A 16,285-nucleotide genomic window follows, 5' to 3' on the forward strand; every position below is an offset into this window, starting at 1 on the left:
CTGGGGCCTCAGCAGTCGATATCTTTCAAAGCGTCGTGGTCGATGCCGCCAAAGGTTTCACCTGCGGCGAAGGCCAGGCCCATGGCCAATGTCTGGGCCACGCAGAACGCGGCGGTCAATGAGCGAAAGCCAAGCAGTTCGGCGTCGTCGACTTCGATCATCACCGAGGCGCATTGGCCGATCGGGCTGAGCAGGCTGTCGGTGATGGCAACGATCGGCGTCCCGGCTGCGACCGCCTGGTTGCAGGCGTCGATGGTTTCCTGGGCATACGGGGGAAAGCTCACCGCCACCAGCACGTCATCACTGTGCAGCGCGCCGACCTGCTCGCGCAGGCTGCCGCCCAGGCCGCTGATGTGTACGGCGCGCCGTCCGACCCGGCTCAGGGCATAACTGAGGTAGGCGGCCATCGGAAACGAACGGCGCATGCCCACCACGAACGTGGTGCGCGCCTGTTGCAGCAGGGCAATGGCCTGTTCCAGCGCCTGCACCTGCTGCCCTTCGGCGAGGTGTTCGAGGGAGACGATGTTGGCCCGGCTGAAGGCGCCGAGCATGGCGCCCACATCGGTCGGGTCGTCCAGCAGCTGTTCGCCTCGATAGTGGCGAATACGCTCCTTGAAGCTGCCCTGCCCGGCCTTTTCCAACGGCGCCTTGCACACCCGCTGCAGATCGCTGAAGCCGCCATAGCCCAGGGCCTGGGCCAGGCGAATGAACGCCGAAGCGGGAATCTGCGAACGCGCGGCCAGGGCGGCGACCGTATTGAGCGCCACATCATGGGGGTGCTCGATCACGTACTGGGCGGCATCGCGCATGCGTGCAGTGAGTTTGTCCTGCCCCACCGCAATGGCGCTGCGCAGTTCTTCAAGGGTGTGCGGTAATGGCATGGTTCAGTGGCTCGATGGCGGTCAGCTGGGACGCAGGTCTGCGATGGCTCGGGCCAGGCATTCCACCAGCCGCGTCATTTCATCGACGGTGTTGTAGTGCGCAATGGAAACGCGTACCACCCCTCCCTGAGGTGCCAGGCCCAGTTCTTCGATCAAGTGACGGGCATAGAAGTCACCAAAACGAATGCCGATGCGCGCCGCGTCCACCTGTCGCACGATGGCCTCGGACTGCACGCCCTCGACGACGAAGCTGATGGTCGGTACCCGGTCGCCCGCCGTCACCCGCGGTTTGCCGATGATGCGCACGCCGCCGGCGTCGCGTAGATAGCCCAGCAGAATCTCGGCCAAGAGGTTTTCCTGCACCTCGAACGCATCGAAAGCCGCCTGCATGATCTGCCGCTCGCTGCCTTCGGTGCCCAGGCGCCGGCCGATGTCCAGCAGGTAGTCACTGATGCCCATGCAACCGTAGGACAGTTCGTAGTTGACGTTGCCCGGCTGCAGCTTGTACGGCAGCACGTCCTGGCCGATGAAGAAATGGTTGAGGCTGGGCAGTTCCAGCAGCAGTTCGCGCTTGCCCCACAGCACCGCGAAATGCGGGCCGAACACTTTGTAGAAGCTGAACACGTAATAGTCGGCGCCGCTGGCCTGCACATCGACCAGACGGTGCGGTGCGTACGCCACCGCGTCCACCACCAGCTTGGCACCGCAGGCGTGCACGCGCTCGGCAACCTGCGCGACCGGGTTGACGCTGCCCAGAATGTTCGACGCGTGGGTCATCGCCACGTAACGCGTGCGCGGCCCGAGAAGTTGCTCCAGGTCGCGCAGCTCCAGCTCCAGGCTCGACGGATCCACCGACCATACGCGCAGGGTGGCCCCGCGCTCTTGGCACAGGCGCTGCCAGGGGCCGATGTTGGCTTCGTGGTCGCTGTGGGTGACGATGATCTCGTCGCCCGCGCCGATCGACGGCGCAATCGCCCGCGCCAGCAACTGCAGCAACAAGGTGGTCGAACCGCCCATCACACACTCTTCAGAGTGGCGAGCGTTGATCAACTGGGCCACCGAGGCCCGTGCTTCCAGCACCTTGGCACCGGCTTGCACCGACGGCTCGTACGAAGCGCCCAACTGCACAGCGTGGTTGAGCAGGTACTGGCTGATGCGCTCGGCCACCGGCTTGAGTACCGCCGAGCCGCCGGCGTTGTCCAGGTAGCCGTAGCCGTCGGCGAGTGCGGGAAATTGGCGACGGACGTAGTCGATATCGAGGGCAGTCAAAGTGAGTCTCCCGGTTGCTTGTTAGGGGTCGAGCCTGTCAGTGGTGCAGGATGGCCTGCAGGAATGCCTGGGTACGGGGTTCCTGGGGCGCGGTGAAGAAGGCCTGGGGATGGTTCTGTTCGATGATGCGACCGGTTTCCATGAAGATCACCCGGTCGGCGACCTTGCGCGCGAAGCCCATCTCGTGGGTCACCACGATCATGGTCACGCCGGAGCGGGCGAGGTTCTGCATCACGTCGAGCACTTCGCCGACCATTTCCGGGTCCAGCGCCGAGGTCGGCTCGTCGAACAGGATCACCCGCGGTTCCATGGCCATGGTCCGGGCGATCGCGACCCGTTGCTGCTGGCCCCCGGACAACTGGCTGGGGTACTTGTCGGCATGCGCAGACATGCCGACCTTTTCCAGCAACAGCCGCGCGCGCTCCTGGGCATCGCGTCGGTTCATGCCGCGCACGCGCACCGGCGCCAGGGCCACATTGGCCAGCACGGTGAGGTGGGGATAGAGATTGAAGTTCTGAAACACCATGCCCACTTCGCAGCGGATGCCGGCGAGCTTGGGGCCGGTTTCCACGCGCTGCCCGGACACCCGGATGTCGCCACCCTGGTAGGGCTCTAGCAGGTTGATGCAGCGAATCAGGGTGGATTTCCCCGACCCGGAAGGCCCCAGGATAACCACCACTTCGCCCTGGGCGACGGTCAGGTTGATGTCGCTGAGGGCCTGGAATGGCCCGTAGAATTTGTCCAGCCGTTCGATTTCGATGACGTTGCTCATGCGCGCTTGCCTCCGCTGCCGTTGCGACGCTCTACCCAGCTGACCAGCTGCACCAGTGGCAGCAGCAACAACAGGTACATGATCGCCGCCCCCACCAGCGGCGTTGGATTGGCAGACAGCGCCTGGGCCTGGGTGGCTTGCTTGAGCAGGTCGGGCATGGCGACCACCGAGGCCAGGGCGGTGTCCTTCATGACGTTGATGCAGTTGCTGGTCATGGGCGGCAGAACGATGCGCATGGCCTGCGGCAGGATCACGTCGCGCATGGTGTTGAAGAAGCTCATGCCCTGGGAAGCCGCCGCTTCGAACTGACCCTTGGGGATAGCCTCGATGCCGGAACGGAAGATCTCCGCCGAATAGGCGCACGACACCAGCGACAGCGCGGCCGTGGCGGCAGCGAAGGACGACAGGCGAATGCCGACGAAGGGCAAGGCGTAGTAGATCAACACCAGCAGGACCAGCAGCGGGATGGACCGCAGCACATCGATGTACACCCGTGCCAGCCAGCGCACGGGGGTGTAGCCATACAATCTGAGCATGGCCAGCAGCAGGCCGCCGGCCAGGCCCAGTACGATACTCACCACGCCGAGCAATATGGTCACGCCAAGGCCGCGCAGCATCAACGGCAGCGCGTCGACGAACACGTCCCAGTTGAAGAAAGTCTGTAGCAACTCCATGAACGGTTACCTTGGTCGTGGGCCGGTAGCGGGCGGGTCGAAGCGCGGTGCTTATTGCGGAACGTCGACGACTTTCACTGTGCTGGAGTCGTCTGCGGCGGCCGCACCGAACCACTTCTTGTGCAGGTCGGCGATCACGCCGTCTTTTTTCATCTCGCTGATGATCGTGTTCACTCGCGCGCCTTCGGCCCAGCCTTTGGCGTGCATCAAAGAGTACTTCTCGCCGGTGGGGATGCGCGCGACCACGGCATACTGCGGCTTGTCCTTGATGTAATAGAGCACGGCGGGAATGTCGCTGATGTAGCCATCCATGCGCCCGGACGCCAGGTCGAGCATGGCCGGCGACAGCCCTTCGTAGCGCGAGATGTCCTTGAACTTGTATTCGCCCTGATGCTTGGCGGCCCACATGTCGCCGGTCGAACCGGTGTCCACGCCCACCACCTTGCCGCTCATGTCGGCCAAACCCTTGATGCCGGACTTGGTCAGCACCGAGAGCGACTGGTCGCTGTCGTAGTACGGCTGGGCGAACCCGACCGATTCCAGGCGTTTGGGGGTGATGGTGATCGAAGAAATGGCGATGTCCGCGCGCTTGGACTGCACGGCGCTGAACAGACCGTTGAAAGGAATGTTGACGAACTCCACGGTCTTGCCGGCGCGCTTGGCGACTTCCTTCACCACATCGACTTCAAAGCCGACGATGTCGCCCTTGGCATCCTGGAACTCCCAGGGCACGTTGCCGACGTTGGCACCCACGGTCCAATCGGCAGCCAGTGCCGAGGCCGAAAACGCAGTGGCTACAGCCATGCTCAAAAGTACTTTCACGCTCATGTCCAGTTCCCCGATTCACGTCAGTGCCAATGGCGGCCTGGGTGCTAGCGCAGGCCTGTCGAGAACGAGACTAGATCTAAGAATCAAATACTTCAAGAACTAAATTTAATGAATTAAATGCTCCATTGGAGGGCGGTACTTGCCCGCATTGGTGCATGTGGCAAACGCAGGAAGCGTACGGTATGGCGGCTGCCGGACGCCGCACACAGGCCAAGGGCGCACCTTGGAGGAGCATGTCCACCCCCCGCCCCCGTAGGAGCGGTCAGTGGCCGCGAAAGCCTCACCGCGGTCCACCTGACCCACCGCGCCGCCCTTTTCGCGGGCAGAGCCCGCTCCCACAGAAAGCCCGCACCGCCCCCGTAGGAGCGGTCAGTGGCCGCGAAAGCCTCGATGCGATCCACCTGACCCACCGCGCCGCCCTTTTCGCGGCCGATGACCGCTCCCACAGGTCTACCTTGCAATCAGCGGTCGTCGTCGGTCGGCGCAGGTTCCTGGAGCAGGTCGTCGAAGTCGATCTTGAGGCCCTGCTCCATGGAATCCAGTTCCACCAGCAACGAGCGGAAGCTGGTCTCGTCCTTGGCCGGGGCCTCGCCCTCACCCTCGGCACTGGCATCGGCCAACGCCTGCAGATGCGCAGGCACCGGCGCGTCTTCATCGTGGTCGTCGAGGACCGACTCAGGTTCCATCTCGCGCAGAACCGCCAGCGGCGGCAATTCATCGAGGCTCTTCAGGTTGAAATGGTCGAGAAACGCCTTGGTGGTGGCGAACATCGCCGGCCGACCCGGCACGTCGCGATAACCCACCACGCGGATCCACTCACGCTCCACCAGCGTCTTGACGATATTGCTGTTCACCGCCACACCGCGCACGTCTTCGATCTCGCCGCGGGTGATGGGCTGGCGATAGGCAATCAGGGCCATGGTTTCCAGCAGCGCACGGGAATAGCGCTGCGGCCTTTCTTCCCAGAGCCGGCCCACCCAGGGCGCGTACTTCTCGCGGATCTGCAGGCGGTAGCCGGACGCGACCTCGACCAGTTCGAACGAGCGCTTTTCGCAGGATTTGCTCAGGACTTCAAGCGCCTTCTTGAACACCGCCGGCTCCGGCCGCTCGGCCTCCTCGAACAGCTCATGGAGGCGTTCCAGAGACTGAGGCTTTCCGGAGGCCAGCAGAAAGGCTTCGAGCAGCGGCGCCAGATCGCGCGGGTCAGTCAAATTCATTGTTCAGCTCGGGCACGCACATGGATAGCGGCGAAGGCGTCATTCTGCACCAATTCGATCAACTGCTCTTTGACCAGCTCGAGGATGGCCATGAAAGTCACCACCACACCGAGCTTGCCTTCCTCGGCCCCGAACAGCTCGACGAAGGGTACGAAGCCGCCACCGCGCAGGCGTTCGAGCACCTGGCTCATGCGTTCGCGAGTCGACAGCGTCTCGCGGCTGACCTGATGGCTTTCGAACATGTCGCTGCGGCGCAACACATCGGCCATCGACATCAGCAGCTCTTCCAGGCTGACCTCGGGCAGCAGCTTGCGTACCTTGGCCTGAGGTGCATCGAGCCTGGGCACGTAAAGGTCGCGCCCTACCCGCTTGAGGGTATCGATGCCTTCGGCGGCAGCCTTGAAGCGCTCATACTCCTGCAGGCGGCGAATCAGCTCGGCTCGGGGGTCGTGCTCGTCATCCTCGACCACAGCGCTGCGCGGCAGCAGCATGCGCGATTTGATCTCCGCAAGCATGGCGGCCATCACCAGATATTCCGCGGCCAACTCCAGGCGTACGGTTTTCATCAGCTCGACGTAGCCCATGTACTGACGGGTGATTTCCGCGACGGGAATGTCGAGAATGTCGATGTTCTGCTTGCGAATCAGGTACAGCAGCAGGTCGAGCGGGCCTTCGAATGCTTCGAGGAACACCTCCAGTGCATCCGGCGGGATGTACAGGTCCTGCGGCATCTGGGTGAACGCCTGACCGTAGACCAGCGCCAGTTGCAGCTGCTCGGGCGAGCCCTGGGCAAGATTCATTGGCGGATCTTCGACCGCACTCAGATCACTCACGCCATGGCCGCGAACGGTGCCGGATCGCCACAGCCCACGCGCACCACCTGCGGATCGCCATCGGCCAGGTTGATCACGGTGGACGCCTCGGTGCCGCCGAAACCACCGTCGATGATCAGATCGACCTGCTTTTCCAGCAACTGGCGCATTTCGTAAGGGTCGCTGAGCGGCTCCTTGGCGCCGGGCATGATCAGGCTCACGCTCATCAGCGGCTCACCCAGCTCTTCCAGCAAGGCCAGGGCGATCGGATGGCTAGGCACGCGCAGGCCGATGGTGCGGCGCTTGGGATGCAGCAGCAGGCGCGGCACTTCACGCGTGGCACTGAGGATGAACGTATAGGGCCCCGGCGTGTGCGCCTTGAGCAGGCGGAACGCCGCCGTATCGACCTTGGCGAACAGCCCCAGCTGCGACAGATCGCAGCAGATGATCGCGAAGTTGTGCTTGTCGTCCAGTTGCCGCAGACGGCGCACCCGTTCCACGGCGTTCTTGTCGCCGATCTGGCAACCGATGGCGTAGGAGGAATCGGTGGGGTAGATCACGATGCCACCGCCGCGAATGATCTCGACCGCTTGCTTGATCAACCGCGGCTGCGGGTTCTGCGGATGGATCTGAAAAAATTGACTCACGTTGGCATCCTGTTCAGGCGGAAGTTGACGGGTCGTGCTTGAACCGCGCGGACAACGGCGGCAGGTCGACGGGCAATGGGCGATAGACACCGATTTCACCCCACGTGCCAGGGCCGTGGAAGTCGCTGCCGGCACTGACCATCAGGCCGAACTCGCGAGCCAGGATGGACAGCGTGCCGACCTGCTCGGCGGCCTGCATGCCGTTGACCACCTCGATCGCATGGCCACCGGCCTGGATGTAGTCGCCGATCAGCTTGCGCCGCTTGCTGCGCGTGAAGTCGTAGTGCAGTGGGTGAGCCAGGCTGATCCACGCCTTCGCCTCGCGCAATGTGCGCACGGTGTCCTCGAGGGTGGGCCAGTGCTGCTTGACGTCACCCAGCTTGCCCGCCCCCAGCCACTTGCGGAACGCTTCCTGGCGGTCCTTGACGTGGCCCTGCTGCACGAGGAAATCGGCGAAGTGCGGGCGCGCCGGCGCATTGCCGCTGTCGCCCAGACCCTTCTGGATGGCCCGAGCACCGTCCAGTGCACCCGGTATGCCCTTGAGCGCCAGGCGTCGGTCGATTTCTTCGGCGCGTAGCCAGCGACCGTGGTGCAGGCTGTCGAGTGCGGCCACCAGCGGCGGTGCATCCAGGGCGAAATTGTAACCGAGCACGTGGATGGTCGCACCGCCCCAGGTGCACGACATTTCGACACCACTGACCCACTGCATGTTCAGTGCTGTGGCCGCCGCACGGGCCTCTGGCAAGCCTTCCAGGGTGTCATGGTCGGTCAGGGCAAGGGTCTGCACGCCGTGATCGAAGGCTCGCTGCACCAGAACGGCAGGCGCGAGGGCACCGTCGGAGGCGGTGCTGTGGCAGTGCAGGTCAACATTCATAGTGGCGCTTTCGCAGTCATTGATGTTTGTTATTATGCCGCCACATCCTGCTTCTGGCTGCCACTGTGAAACAATTGATCGATTTCATCCCGCTGCTCCTGTTCCTCATCGTCTACAAGACCGACCCGCACATGGTCGACCTGGCGGGCCACAGCTTCGAACTGGGCGGCATTTTCAGCGCTACCAAGGTGCTGATCGCCAGTTCGGTGATCGTCTATGGCCTGCTGTTCCTCAAGCAGCGCAAACTGGAAAAGGGCCAGTGGCTGACCCTGATCGCCTGCCTGGTGTTCGGCAGCCTGACCCTGGCCTTTCACAGCGAGACCTTCCTCAAGTGGAAGGCGCCGGTGGTCAACTGGCTGTTCGCCCTGGCCTTCGCCGGCAGCCATTTCATCGGCAAGCAACTGCTGATCAAGCGCATGATGGGCCACGCGCTGACCCTGCCGGACCCGATCTGGGCGAAACTCAACGTTGCGTGGGTGGTCTTCTTCTTGTTCTGCGGTGCCGCCAACCTGTTCGTGGCCTTTACGTTCGAGCAGTTCTGGGTCGACTTCAAAGTGTTCGGCAGCCTGGCCATGACCTTGCTGTTCCTGGTGGGCCAGGGTATCTACCTGTCCCGTCACCTGCATGATTCCGATCGTACAACACCTAAAACCGAGGATTGACATGCTCTACGCCATCATCGCCACCGACGTACCCCAATCACTGGAAAAACGCCAGGCCGCGCGGCCTGCGCACCTGGAGCGCCTGAAACAGCTGGAAGCCGCCGGGCAACTGGTACTGGCCGGGCCGCACCCAGCCATCGACAGCAATGATCCCGGCAATAACGGTTTCACCGGCAGCCTCATCGTAGCCCGCTTCGAGTCTCTGGACGAAGCGCAGACCTGGGCCAAGGCCGACCCGTTCGTTGCGGCCGGAGTCTACCAGGACGTGGTGGTCAAACCTTTCCGGCAGACCTTGCCTGCGCCTGAATGAACATCTAAATGAGCGATCTGCTACTGATCGACGATGACGTCGAGCTGTGTGAACTGCTGAACAGCTGGTTGAGCCAGGAAGGTTTTCAGGTCCGTGCCTGCCACGATGGCAGCAGCGCGCGCAAGGCCCTGGCCGAGCAGGCCCCGGCAGCCGTGGTGCTTGACGTGATGCTGCCCGACGGCAGCGGCCTGGAACTGCTCAAGCAGCTGCGCAGCGAACACGCCGAGCTGCCAGTGCTGATGCTTTCGGCGCGGGGCGAACCGCTGGATCGCATCCTGGGCCTGGAACTGGGCGCCGACGACTACCTGGCCAAACCCTGTGATCCGCGCGAACTGACCGCCCGCCTGCGCGCGGTACTGCGCCGCAGCCACCCGGTTGCCGTGGCGGGGCAGATGGAGCTGGGCGACCTGTGCTTCAGTCCGGCGCGCGGCGTGGTCAGCATCGATCAACACGACATCAACCTGACGGTGTCCGAAAGCCGCCTGCTCGAGGCACTCATGCGCCAGCCGGGCGAGCCCTTGGAGAAACAGGAGCTGGCGCAGATCGCACTGGGCCGCAGGCTCACCCTCTACGACCGCAGCCTGGACATGCACGTCAGCAATTTGCGCAAGAAGATCGGCCCGCATGCCGACGGCCGCCCGCGGATCATGGCCCTGCGCAGCCGTGGCTATTTCTACGCGCAGTAGCTGCCGCTGCGTGCGGCGCAAACGGTGGGGTTTGTAAATGCCACCCGCGTCATGTCTTTACACAAGCCTTACGCGGCATTGACCGCGCCTGACCTTGATCTCCATAAACTGGGCACATCCGGTAAACACCGGGAACCAGACAGGAGATTCACCATGCGCAAGACCACACTCGCAATGCTGTTCGCCGCTACCCTGCCGACCCTGGCGATGGCCATGCCGCAGGGCGGCCCTGACGGTTTCGGCCCAGGCCCAGGCAAGGGCGGCCCAGGCCCTCGTGGCGGCGAGCCGTTCGCCCAGCTCGACCTGACCCACGAACAACGCACCCAGGTGGGCAAACTGATGGGCGAAGAACGCCATCAGCAGCGCGACATCACCAAGAAGTACCTGGACAAGCTGCCGGCAGCCGATCGCAAGGCCATGGAAGATGAAATCAAGGCCAACCACGACAAGGCGCAGGCCGATGTGCGTGCGGTGCTCAAGCCCGAGCAGCAGAAGCAGTTCGACGAAATGAAAAAGAAGCAGGACGAGCGCCGCGCCGAATGGGCCGAATTCCAGGCCTGGAAAGCCCAGCAAGGCAAGAAAACCCAGTAATATCGGCGCAAGCCCCCAGCCCGGTCCGCGCATGCGTACCGGGCTTCTTTCATTGAGGAATTTGCCTTGCGTTCACTGTTCTGGCGCATCCTGGCCAGCTTCTGGCTGGCCATCGCCCTGGTAGCCGGTCTGTCGGTGCTGCTGGGCCACATGTTGAACCAGGACACCTGGATCCTCAGTCGGCACCCGGCGGTGAAGCATTTCGCCCAGGACTGGGTAGAGCGGTACGAAAGCAAAGGTGCCGAGGCGGCCCAGGAACTGCTCGAACAGCGCAAGCGGCGCTATCGCATCGACACTCAAGTGCTCAACGAAGCCGGCGAGGCGGTGGTGCCGGGGACCTTTCCGCGTCGCGCCGAAGCCTTCGAGGCCCGCCACAACGAAGCCGATCGCGACCTGCCATGGCGTCGGCTGACGGCGGACTACACCAGCCCCACCACGGGCGACACCTACTTGCTGATCTACCGCATTCCGCACCCCGAACTCGACTCGTGGCACCGCGACTCCCTGCTCATGCCGATCAGCGCGCTGGTGATCGCACTGGTCGTGCTGACGCTGTTCAGCCTGATGGTGACATTGTCCATCACACGCCCATTGAGTCGGCTGCGCGGTGCCGTGCACGAGTTGGGGCAGACCACCTATCAGCAGAACAGCCTGGCGCAGCTGGCCAGCCGTCGCGACGAATTCGGCGTGCTGGCCCGCGACTTCAACCGCATGGGCGCACGCTTGCAGAGCTTGATCGGTAGCCAGCGACAACTGTTGCGTGACGTGTCCCATGAGTTGCGCTCGCCGCTGGCGCGGCTACGCATCGCCTTGGCCCTGGCGGAACGGGCCGAGCCCGCCCAGCGCGAACTGTTGTGGCCGCGCCTGACGCGCGAATGCGATCGTCTTGAAGCCTTGATCAGCGAGATCCTGGTGCTGGCGCGGGTCGATGCTGAGCAGGCCACGGCCGAGGATGTGGACCTGCCGGCGCTCCTGCAGGCCGTACGCAAGGATGCCTTGATCGCGGTCCCGGAGCAGGCCATCGAATTGGACATTGCCGCGCACCTTGCGCTGCAGGGCTGGCCGACCATGATCGAACGGGCCGTGGACAACCTGTTGCGCAACGCCCTGCGCTTCAACCCCGGGCCCGCACCGGTCGTGCTGTCGGCGCAACAGGTGGAAGGGCGCGTGCGCATCAGCGTTCGCGATCACGGTCCGGGCGTGGCGGAGGAACATTTGGCGCGCCTGAGCGAGCCGTTCTTTCGCGCGCCAGGGCAGAGCGCCGCTGGTCATGGCCTGGGCCTGGCCATCGCGCGCCGCGCCGCCGAGCGACATGGCGGCAGCCTGCACCTGGAAAACCACCCCCAAGGCGGCCTGATCGCGACCCTGGACCTGCCCCCGGTGCCGGTGGTAGTGGCCTAGACCGCCGCGCTCATTCGTTTCAGGCCGGAACGCTTCAGGCCTCGACGCCCCAGGCTTGCACGAAGTCGGCGGTAGCCAGCGCAGGCGCTTCGCGCAACTCTCGCGCCGGCGTGCCCAGGTACAGGAAGCCGATGATCTGTTCGCCTTCGATCAGGCCCAGTTTGCCGGCCACATAAGGCGCATAGGACAGCTCACCGGTGCGCCACACCCCTCCCAGTCCTTGCGCGTTGGCCGCCAGCAGAATGCCATGGGCGGCGCAGCCAGCGGCCAGCAGTTGCTCGCTCTGCGGCACCTTGCGGTGCTCCTGCAAGCGGGCGATCACTACCACCACCAGGGGCGCGCGCAACGGCATGTTGCGTGCTTTTTCCAACGCCGCTTCGCCCGCCTCGGGGTTGAGCGCAGTGGCCTCGGCCAAGACTTCGCCAAGCTGCTGCAAGCCTTCTCCTTCGACGGTGAGAAAACGCCACGGCCGCAGCTGGCCGTGGTCGGGTGCGCGCAGCGCGGCCTGGAACAGCACTTCACGCTGCGCGGCCGTCGGCGCGGGCGCCATGAGCCGGGGAGCTGAAACACGATTGAGCAAAACTTCGAGCGCCTCCATGGGCAACCTCCTGTCGAACGATAAGCCGCTATTCTAGACCCAAGCGGCCATCGCCTGCCGGGTTTACATGCTGCGGCCCGCAGGTAGAATGGCGGCCCTTTCCTTCATGGCCAGAGCTGACCCCATGGCGTTGCCGACCCTGCGCATCATCGGTTTCATTATCGGCATCTTCCTGATCACCCTGGCCGTGAGCATGGTCGTGCCCATGGGCACGCTGGTGGTGTTCGAACGCACCGAGGACATCCAGTCGTTCCTGTGGGCCAGCCTGATCACCTTCGTCGCCGGCCTGCTGCTGGTGCTGCCCGGCCGCCCCGACAACGTCAACCTGCGGCCGCGCGACATGTACCTGCTCACGGTCAGCAGCTGGGTGGTGGTGTGCGTGTTCGCCGCCCTGCCCTTCCTGCTGACTCAGCACATCAGCTACACCGACGCCTTTTTCGAAAGCATGTCGGGCATTACCGCCACCGGCTCCACGGTGCTCAGTCATCTGGACGAGATGTCACCGGGCATCCTCATGTGGCGCTCGATGCTGCACTGGCTGGGCGGCATCGGCTTCATCGGCATGGCCGTGGCCATTCTGCCGCTGTTGCGCATTGGTGGCATGCGGCTGTTCCAGACCGAATCCAGCGATCGTTCTGAAAAAGTCATGCCGCGCTCGCACATGGTCGCCAAGTACATCGTGCTGGTGTATGTCGGCTTCACCGCCTTGGGCACCCTGGGGTTCTGGTTGGCAGGGATGAGCCCGTTCGACGCGGTCAACCATGCGATGTCGGCCATTTCCACCGGTGGTTTCTCGACGTCCGACCTGTCCCTGGGCAAATGGCAGCAACCGGCTGTGCACTGGGTGGCCATCGTGGTGATGATTCTGGGCAGCCTGCCGTTCGCGCTCTACGTCTCGACCCTGCGCGGCAACCGCCAGGCGCTGCTGCGCGACCAGCAGGTCCAGGGCATGCTGATCCTGTTGATCGCCACCTGGCTGGTGCTGGGTACCTGGTACTGGGCAACCACCGAATTGCCATGGTGGACGGCATTCCGCCACGTGGCCCTGAACGTCACCTCGGTGGTGACCACCACCGGCTTCGCCTTGGGCGACTACAGCCTGTGGGGCAATTTCTCGCTGATGCTGTTTTTCTACCTGGGCTTCATCGGCGGCTGCTCGGGCTCGACCGCAGGCGGGATCAAGATATTCCGCTTCCAGGTGGCCTATATACTGCTCAAATCCAACCTCAACCAGCTGATTCATCCGCGCGCGGTGATCAAACAGAAATACAACGGCCATCGCCTCGACGAGGAAATCGTCAGGTCGATCCTGACGTTCTCGTTCTTCTTCGGCTTTACCGTCGGCATCATCGCCCTGGCATTGTCACTGCTGGGGCTGGACTGGATGACCGCCTTGACCGGCGCCGCCAGCACGGTTTCCGGTGTAGGGCCGGGGCTGGGCGAGGTGATAGGGCCAGCTGGCAACTTCGCCACGCTTCCGGATGCGGCGAAGTGGATCCTGGCGCTGGGCATGCTGCTGGGCCGGCTGGAAATCATCACCGTGCTGATCCTGTGCATGCCGGCGTTCTGGCGGCACTGATCCAGAGCAGGCGGAAGTCTACTCGGGTGTTGCGAGCCTGGTTTCGTTGTGGCCCAGGTCGCGTGCGGGGTCGACCAGGTCACGGATGCGCTGCTTGAGCACCTTGGCCTCGGGAAAGCCGCCATCGGCCCTGCGCTCCCAGACCTGCACGCCGTCACAGGTGATGAGAAAGCGGCCGCCGCTGGCGGGCGCCAAGGCCACCTGGCCCAGGTCCTCGCCAAAGGTGCTGAGCAGCTCCTGGGCCAGCCACGCGGCGCGCAGCAGCCATTGGCACTGGGTGCAATAGGTGATCACCACCTGAGGCTTGTGTGCGGTCCCATCGTTCACGCTTCATCCATCCGATTCAGCAACTGCCGTGCTGCCTGCTTGCAGGAGTCATCGCCTTCGCGCAGCAGTTCGTGCAGGAGCGCGCTGGCTTCGTTGGTATCGCCCTCATCGAGCAACTGCTGGGCTTGATCGAGTTTCTGCGCCGAAGCGTGCTGCAGCTCCAGATCATCGAAATCCACGGTCAGGGCATCGAGCTCGGGCAGGTCGCTGTCGGCGATGAAGCTGTCGAGGAAATCGTTGTCGATATCATCCTGGGTCTTTCCGGGCGGGGCGTCGTCCTGCTGAAGGAACGGCTCGTCTTCGACATCGGCGAAGTCGCTGAGAAACTGCTCTTCGGGCATCTCGAAGACTTCCGGCAGCTCCTTCAGATTGCTGGTGAACGCAGGGTCCATTTCGACCTCGAGCGGCGTCTCGACGACCGCCGGCTTGCCTTTGGGCGACGGCGCATCATCGAATGGGCTGACCAACGCCCAATCGGCGTCCATGGACAGGTCATCGAGGTTGAGCTGAAATTCGTCTTCCTGCTCGCGCGGCGGGGTTGACCGAGCTGATGGCTCAGGCGGCGCCAGATCGAGATCGGGCAGCTCGAACTCCAGTTCGGCTTCCGGCTCGGGCTCAGGCTCAGGCTTCGAAGCGGGCTGCACCGATGCCGCAACGGCCGCAGTGGTTGCCAGTGCAACTGCAGCTGCTGCCGCTGGCAGACCATTGGTTGCCGTTGACGGTGCCTGCGCAGGCGTAGGCTCGAGGTTGGGAAAGCGGCTGCGTATATCGGCCAGCGTCGCTGCGCTGAATCCTGCAGCCAGCAACAGGCTTTCCTGCTCGCCGAAGCCTTTCGCATTGCCTTGCTGGCCCAGCACTTCAAGCATGCGCACGCGCAGGTCGGTACGTTCCGGCTGCTTGGCCAGCCCGTCACGCAGAATGCCCAGGGCTTCGTTGAAGCGGCCGTAGGCAATATAAATGCTCGCACCGTCGAGGGCGTCAGTGGCCGTCGGCGTTTCACGGCGTACCACCGGCGCAGGCTCGGCACGCATCGGCGCCGTGGCGGCCACCTGCGCAGTGGCCGGCACGCTGGCGAGCGACGCCGCCCGCACCGGCTGGGTGACGACCGGCTCGAACGCGTCTTGCAGCGCGGCCGACTTGCGCTGCCGTTGGCGGCGCAACAGCAGCAACAGGGCAATGATCAGCAGCAGTGCCGCAACCAGGGCCAGGATGTTCAACCAGCCACTGCCATCTTCCACCGGTGCCGGTGCCGGTGCTGGCGTGGCAACCGCTGCGGGTGGGGCAGATGCGGGCGATGGCGCAGGCGTTGCCGCAGGCGCAGCGGATGCCGTTGCGGGAGCGGCGGGCGACTCGGCCTCGGCCGCAGGTGTCTCGGCCATGCGTGCCTGCAGTTGGGCGACCTGCTTGTCCTTGTCGGCTACCTGCGCCTCCAGGCTCTGCAGGCGCGCCTGCACTTCGTCGAAGCTCTTCTGCAGTTGCTGGTTTTCCAGGGCGGCGGCGGCCAGTTGCGCAGCGTCCTGCGCAGCGGCCCTGGCAGGCGCCTGTTTCGCAGGCTCACTGGCAGTCGGCGCAGCGGCACTCGCGGCCCTGGGCTTGGTCGGCGCTGCTGCGGGCGGCTGGGCACTTGCCTGCACTGGCTGGATGCGCTGCGGCGCGCGGTCCGCGAGGCCCGGCCCCATCCCCGGTGGGTCGAGCAACACCGTGAAGGCGCGAAGCAACTGCCCATTCGGCCGACCGACCTGAATCACGAAACTCATGAAGGGTTCGGTAACCACTTTGCTGGAGCTGACATGAATGACCTTGCGCGCGCCGCTGAAATCGGGCGAGAACTTCAGGTCATTGAGGAAGAAACTGCGTTCCACCCCCGCCCTGGCGAACTCTTCGGCCGTCGCCAGGCTGGCACTGATGTCGTCCTGCTCCAGCCCTGCGGTGTCGAGCAAGGCAATATCGGCGCGAAACGGCTGGTTGAGCGACGAGCGCAGGGTAAGCTCGCCAAGGCCCAGCGCGGAGGCGGCCGTGGAGTAGCACAGCGCAATGGCCCATACCGATGCCAGCAGACGACGTGAAGCAAACCTTGAACGCGACGGTATACGCACTTGCATGGGAATCCCTTGAAGACCGACATCCAATAACTTTATAGCCCGTACGGCCCACTTG

18 protein-coding genes are annotated in these 16,285 nt (G+C 64.1%); 6 read left to right on the forward strand and 12 right to left on the reverse strand.

Translation table 11 applies throughout. The features are described from left to right. Window positions 1–8: 8 nt before the first annotated feature. The 9 genes from IFT57_RS02410 to IFT57_RS02450 all read right to left on the reverse strand — a co-directional run bounded on the left by IFT57_RS02410 (window position 9) and on the right by IFT57_RS02450 (window position 7,974). On the reverse strand, window positions 9–881 hold the full coding sequence (locus IFT57_RS02410; protein WP_192150315.1) for a MurR/RpiR family transcriptional regulator: 873 nt from the start codon (window positions 879–881) through the stop codon (window positions 9–11). A 21-nt stretch (window positions 882–902) separates the two neighbouring features. Continuing rightward, the gene (locus IFT57_RS02415) at window positions 903–2,150 is read right to left on the reverse strand and encodes a cysteine desulfurase-like protein (RefSeq protein ID WP_192150317.1); all 1,248 of its coding nucleotides are present in this window, start codon (window positions 2,148–2,150) and stop codon (window positions 903–905) included. A gap of 37 nt (window positions 2,151–2,187) precedes the next feature. Continuing rightward, window positions 2,188–2,922, reverse strand: a complete 735-nt coding sequence (locus tag IFT57_RS02420) for an amino acid ABC transporter ATP-binding protein (RefSeq protein ID WP_122479163.1) — start codon at window positions 2,920–2,922, stop codon at window positions 2,188–2,190. Continuing rightward, window positions 2,919–3,596, reverse strand: coding sequence for an amino acid ABC transporter permease (locus tag IFT57_RS02425; RefSeq protein ID WP_122479164.1), 678 nt, complete (start codon window positions 3,594–3,596; stop codon window positions 2,919–2,921). Before IFT57_RS02425 ends, IFT57_RS02420 begins: the two co-directional genes overlap by 4 nt. A 51-nt stretch (window positions 3,597–3,647) precedes the next feature. Continuing rightward, entirely contained in the window at window positions 3,648–4,424 is a 777-nt protein-coding gene (locus IFT57_RS02430; RefSeq protein ID WP_192150319.1) for a transporter substrate-binding domain-containing protein, read from the reverse strand. A gap of 461 nt (window positions 4,425–4,885) precedes the next feature. Next, entirely contained in the window at window positions 4,886–5,641 is a 756-nt protein-coding gene (gene scpB / locus IFT57_RS02435; RefSeq protein ID WP_192150321.1) for an SMC-Scp complex subunit ScpB, read from the reverse strand. After that, complete coding sequence (locus IFT57_RS02440; protein WP_192150863.1) at window positions 5,638–6,339, reverse strand: segregation and condensation protein A; 702 nt, start codon at window positions 6,337–6,339, stop codon at window positions 5,638–5,640. The genes scpB and IFT57_RS02440 overlap by 4 nt, the downstream gene beginning before the upstream one ends. Before the next feature lie 131 nt (window positions 6,340–6,470). Next, complete coding sequence (locus IFT57_RS02445) at window positions 6,471–7,100, reverse strand: L-threonylcarbamoyladenylate synthase (protein WP_122479167.1); 630 nt, start codon at window positions 7,098–7,100, stop codon at window positions 6,471–6,473. Between the two features lie 13 nt (window positions 7,101–7,113). Next, window positions 7,114–7,974 carry a PHP domain-containing protein gene (locus IFT57_RS02450; RefSeq protein ID WP_192150323.1) on the reverse strand — a complete coding sequence of 287 codons (861 nt, stop codon included), beginning with the start codon at window positions 7,972–7,974 and terminating at the stop codon, window positions 7,114–7,116. Between the two features lie 65 nt (window positions 7,975–8,039). Between IFT57_RS02450 and IFT57_RS02455 the strand changes: the two genes are divergently transcribed. From IFT57_RS02455 to IFT57_RS02475, 5 genes are all read left to right on the forward strand, one after another. Further along, a complete protein-coding gene (locus tag IFT57_RS02455) occupies window positions 8,040–8,636 on the forward strand; it encodes a septation protein A (protein WP_122713165.1) in 597 nt (198 codons plus the stop codon). Between the two features lies 1 nt (window position 8,637). Further along, entirely contained in the window at window positions 8,638–8,946 is a 309-nt protein-coding gene (locus IFT57_RS02460) for a YciI family protein (RefSeq protein WP_192150325.1), read from the forward strand. Between the two features lie 8 nt (window positions 8,947–8,954). Further along, on the forward strand, window positions 8,955–9,632 hold the full coding sequence (locus IFT57_RS02465; protein ID WP_122797336.1) for a response regulator transcription factor: 678 nt from the start codon (window positions 8,955–8,957) through the stop codon (window positions 9,630–9,632). Window positions 9,633–9,785: 153 nt separating this feature from the next. Then, window positions 9,786–10,223 carry a Spy/CpxP family protein refolding chaperone gene (locus IFT57_RS02470; protein WP_122479172.1) on the forward strand — a complete coding sequence of 146 codons (438 nt, stop codon included), beginning with the start codon at window positions 9,786–9,788 and terminating at the stop codon, window positions 10,221–10,223. 66 nt (window positions 10,224–10,289) lie between these two features. Further along, on the forward strand, window positions 10,290–11,624 hold the full coding sequence (locus IFT57_RS02475) for a sensor histidine kinase (RefSeq protein WP_192150327.1): 1,335 nt from the start codon (window positions 10,290–10,292) through the stop codon (window positions 11,622–11,624). 34 nt (window positions 11,625–11,658) lie between these two features. Here the strand turns inward: IFT57_RS02475 and IFT57_RS02480 are convergent, their stop codons facing one another. Further along, window positions 11,659–12,222, reverse strand: coding sequence for an NAD(P)H nitroreductase (locus tag IFT57_RS02480; protein ID WP_122713169.1), 564 nt, complete (start codon window positions 12,220–12,222; stop codon window positions 11,659–11,661). A 124-nt stretch (window positions 12,223–12,346) separates the two neighbouring features. On the opposite strand from IFT57_RS02480, the gene IFT57_RS02485 reads away from it, so the two are divergent. Then, entirely contained in the window at window positions 12,347–13,801 is a 1,455-nt protein-coding gene (locus tag IFT57_RS02485) for a TrkH family potassium uptake protein (RefSeq protein WP_185793857.1), read from the forward strand. An 18-nt stretch (window positions 13,802–13,819) separates the two neighbouring features. Here IFT57_RS02485 and IFT57_RS02490 read toward each other — a convergent pair whose 3' ends face one another. Further along, window positions 13,820–14,128 (reverse strand): SelT/SelW/SelH family protein, encoded by a 309-nt coding sequence (locus IFT57_RS02490; protein WP_192150329.1) that lies wholly within the window; start codon window positions 14,126–14,128, stop codon window positions 13,820–13,822. After that, window positions 14,125–16,230, reverse strand: a complete 2,106-nt coding sequence (locus IFT57_RS02495) for a FimV/HubP family polar landmark protein (RefSeq protein WP_192150331.1) — start codon at window positions 16,228–16,230, stop codon at window positions 14,125–14,127. The genes IFT57_RS02490 and IFT57_RS02495 overlap by 4 nt, the downstream gene beginning before the upstream one ends. Window positions 16,231–16,285 lie beyond the last annotated feature (55 nt).

Origin of the sequence: Pseudomonas sp. CFBP 13719, from assembly GCF_014842095.1 — a bacterium.
Taxonomy (GTDB): Bacteria; Pseudomonadota; Gammaproteobacteria; order Pseudomonadales; family Pseudomonadaceae; genus Aquipseudomonas.

What these genes read in the sequence shown, in the direction of transcription:
- IFT57_RS02410 (WP_192150315.1), bottom strand. Translation starts at nt 881, where the DNA reads ATGCCATTACCGCACACCCTTGAAGAACTGCGCAGCGCCATTGCGGTG.
- IFT57_RS02420 (WP_122479163.1), bottom strand. Translation starts at nt 2,922, where the DNA reads ATGAGCAACGTCATCGAAATCGAACGGCTGGACAAATTCTACGGGCCA.
- IFT57_RS02425 (WP_122479164.1), bottom strand. Translation starts at nt 3,596, where the DNA reads ATGGAGTTGCTACAGACTTTCTTCAACTGGGACGTGTTCGTCGACGCG.
- IFT57_RS02430 (WP_192150319.1), bottom strand. Translation starts at nt 4,424, where the DNA reads ATGAGCGTGAAAGTACTTTTGAGCATGGCTGTAGCCACTGCGTTTTCG.
- scpB (WP_192150321.1), bottom strand. Translation starts at nt 5,641, where the DNA reads ATGAATTTGACTGACCCGCGCGATCTGGCGCCGCTGCTCGAAGCCTTT.
- IFT57_RS02450 (WP_192150323.1), bottom strand. Translation starts at nt 7,974, where the DNA reads ATGAATGTTGACCTGCACTGCCACAGCACCGCCTCCGACGGTGCCCTC.
- IFT57_RS02460 (WP_192150325.1), top strand. Translation starts at nt 8,638, where the DNA reads ATGCTCTACGCCATCATCGCCACCGACGTACCCCAATCACTGGAAAAA.
- IFT57_RS02465 (WP_122797336.1), top strand. Translation starts at nt 8,955, where the DNA reads ATGAGCGATCTGCTACTGATCGACGATGACGTCGAGCTGTGTGAACTG.
- IFT57_RS02470 (WP_122479172.1), top strand. Translation starts at nt 9,786, where the DNA reads ATGCGCAAGACCACACTCGCAATGCTGTTCGCCGCTACCCTGCCGACC.
- IFT57_RS02480 (WP_122713169.1), bottom strand. Translation starts at nt 12,222, where the DNA reads ATGGAGGCGCTCGAAGTTTTGCTCAATCGTGTTTCAGCTCCCCGGCTC.
- IFT57_RS02485 (WP_185793857.1), top strand. Translation starts at nt 12,347, where the DNA reads ATGGCGTTGCCGACCCTGCGCATCATCGGTTTCATTATCGGCATCTTC.
- IFT57_RS02495 (WP_192150331.1), bottom strand. Translation starts at nt 16,230, where the DNA reads ATGCAAGTGCGTATACCGTCGCGTTCAAGGTTTGCTTCACGTCGTCTG.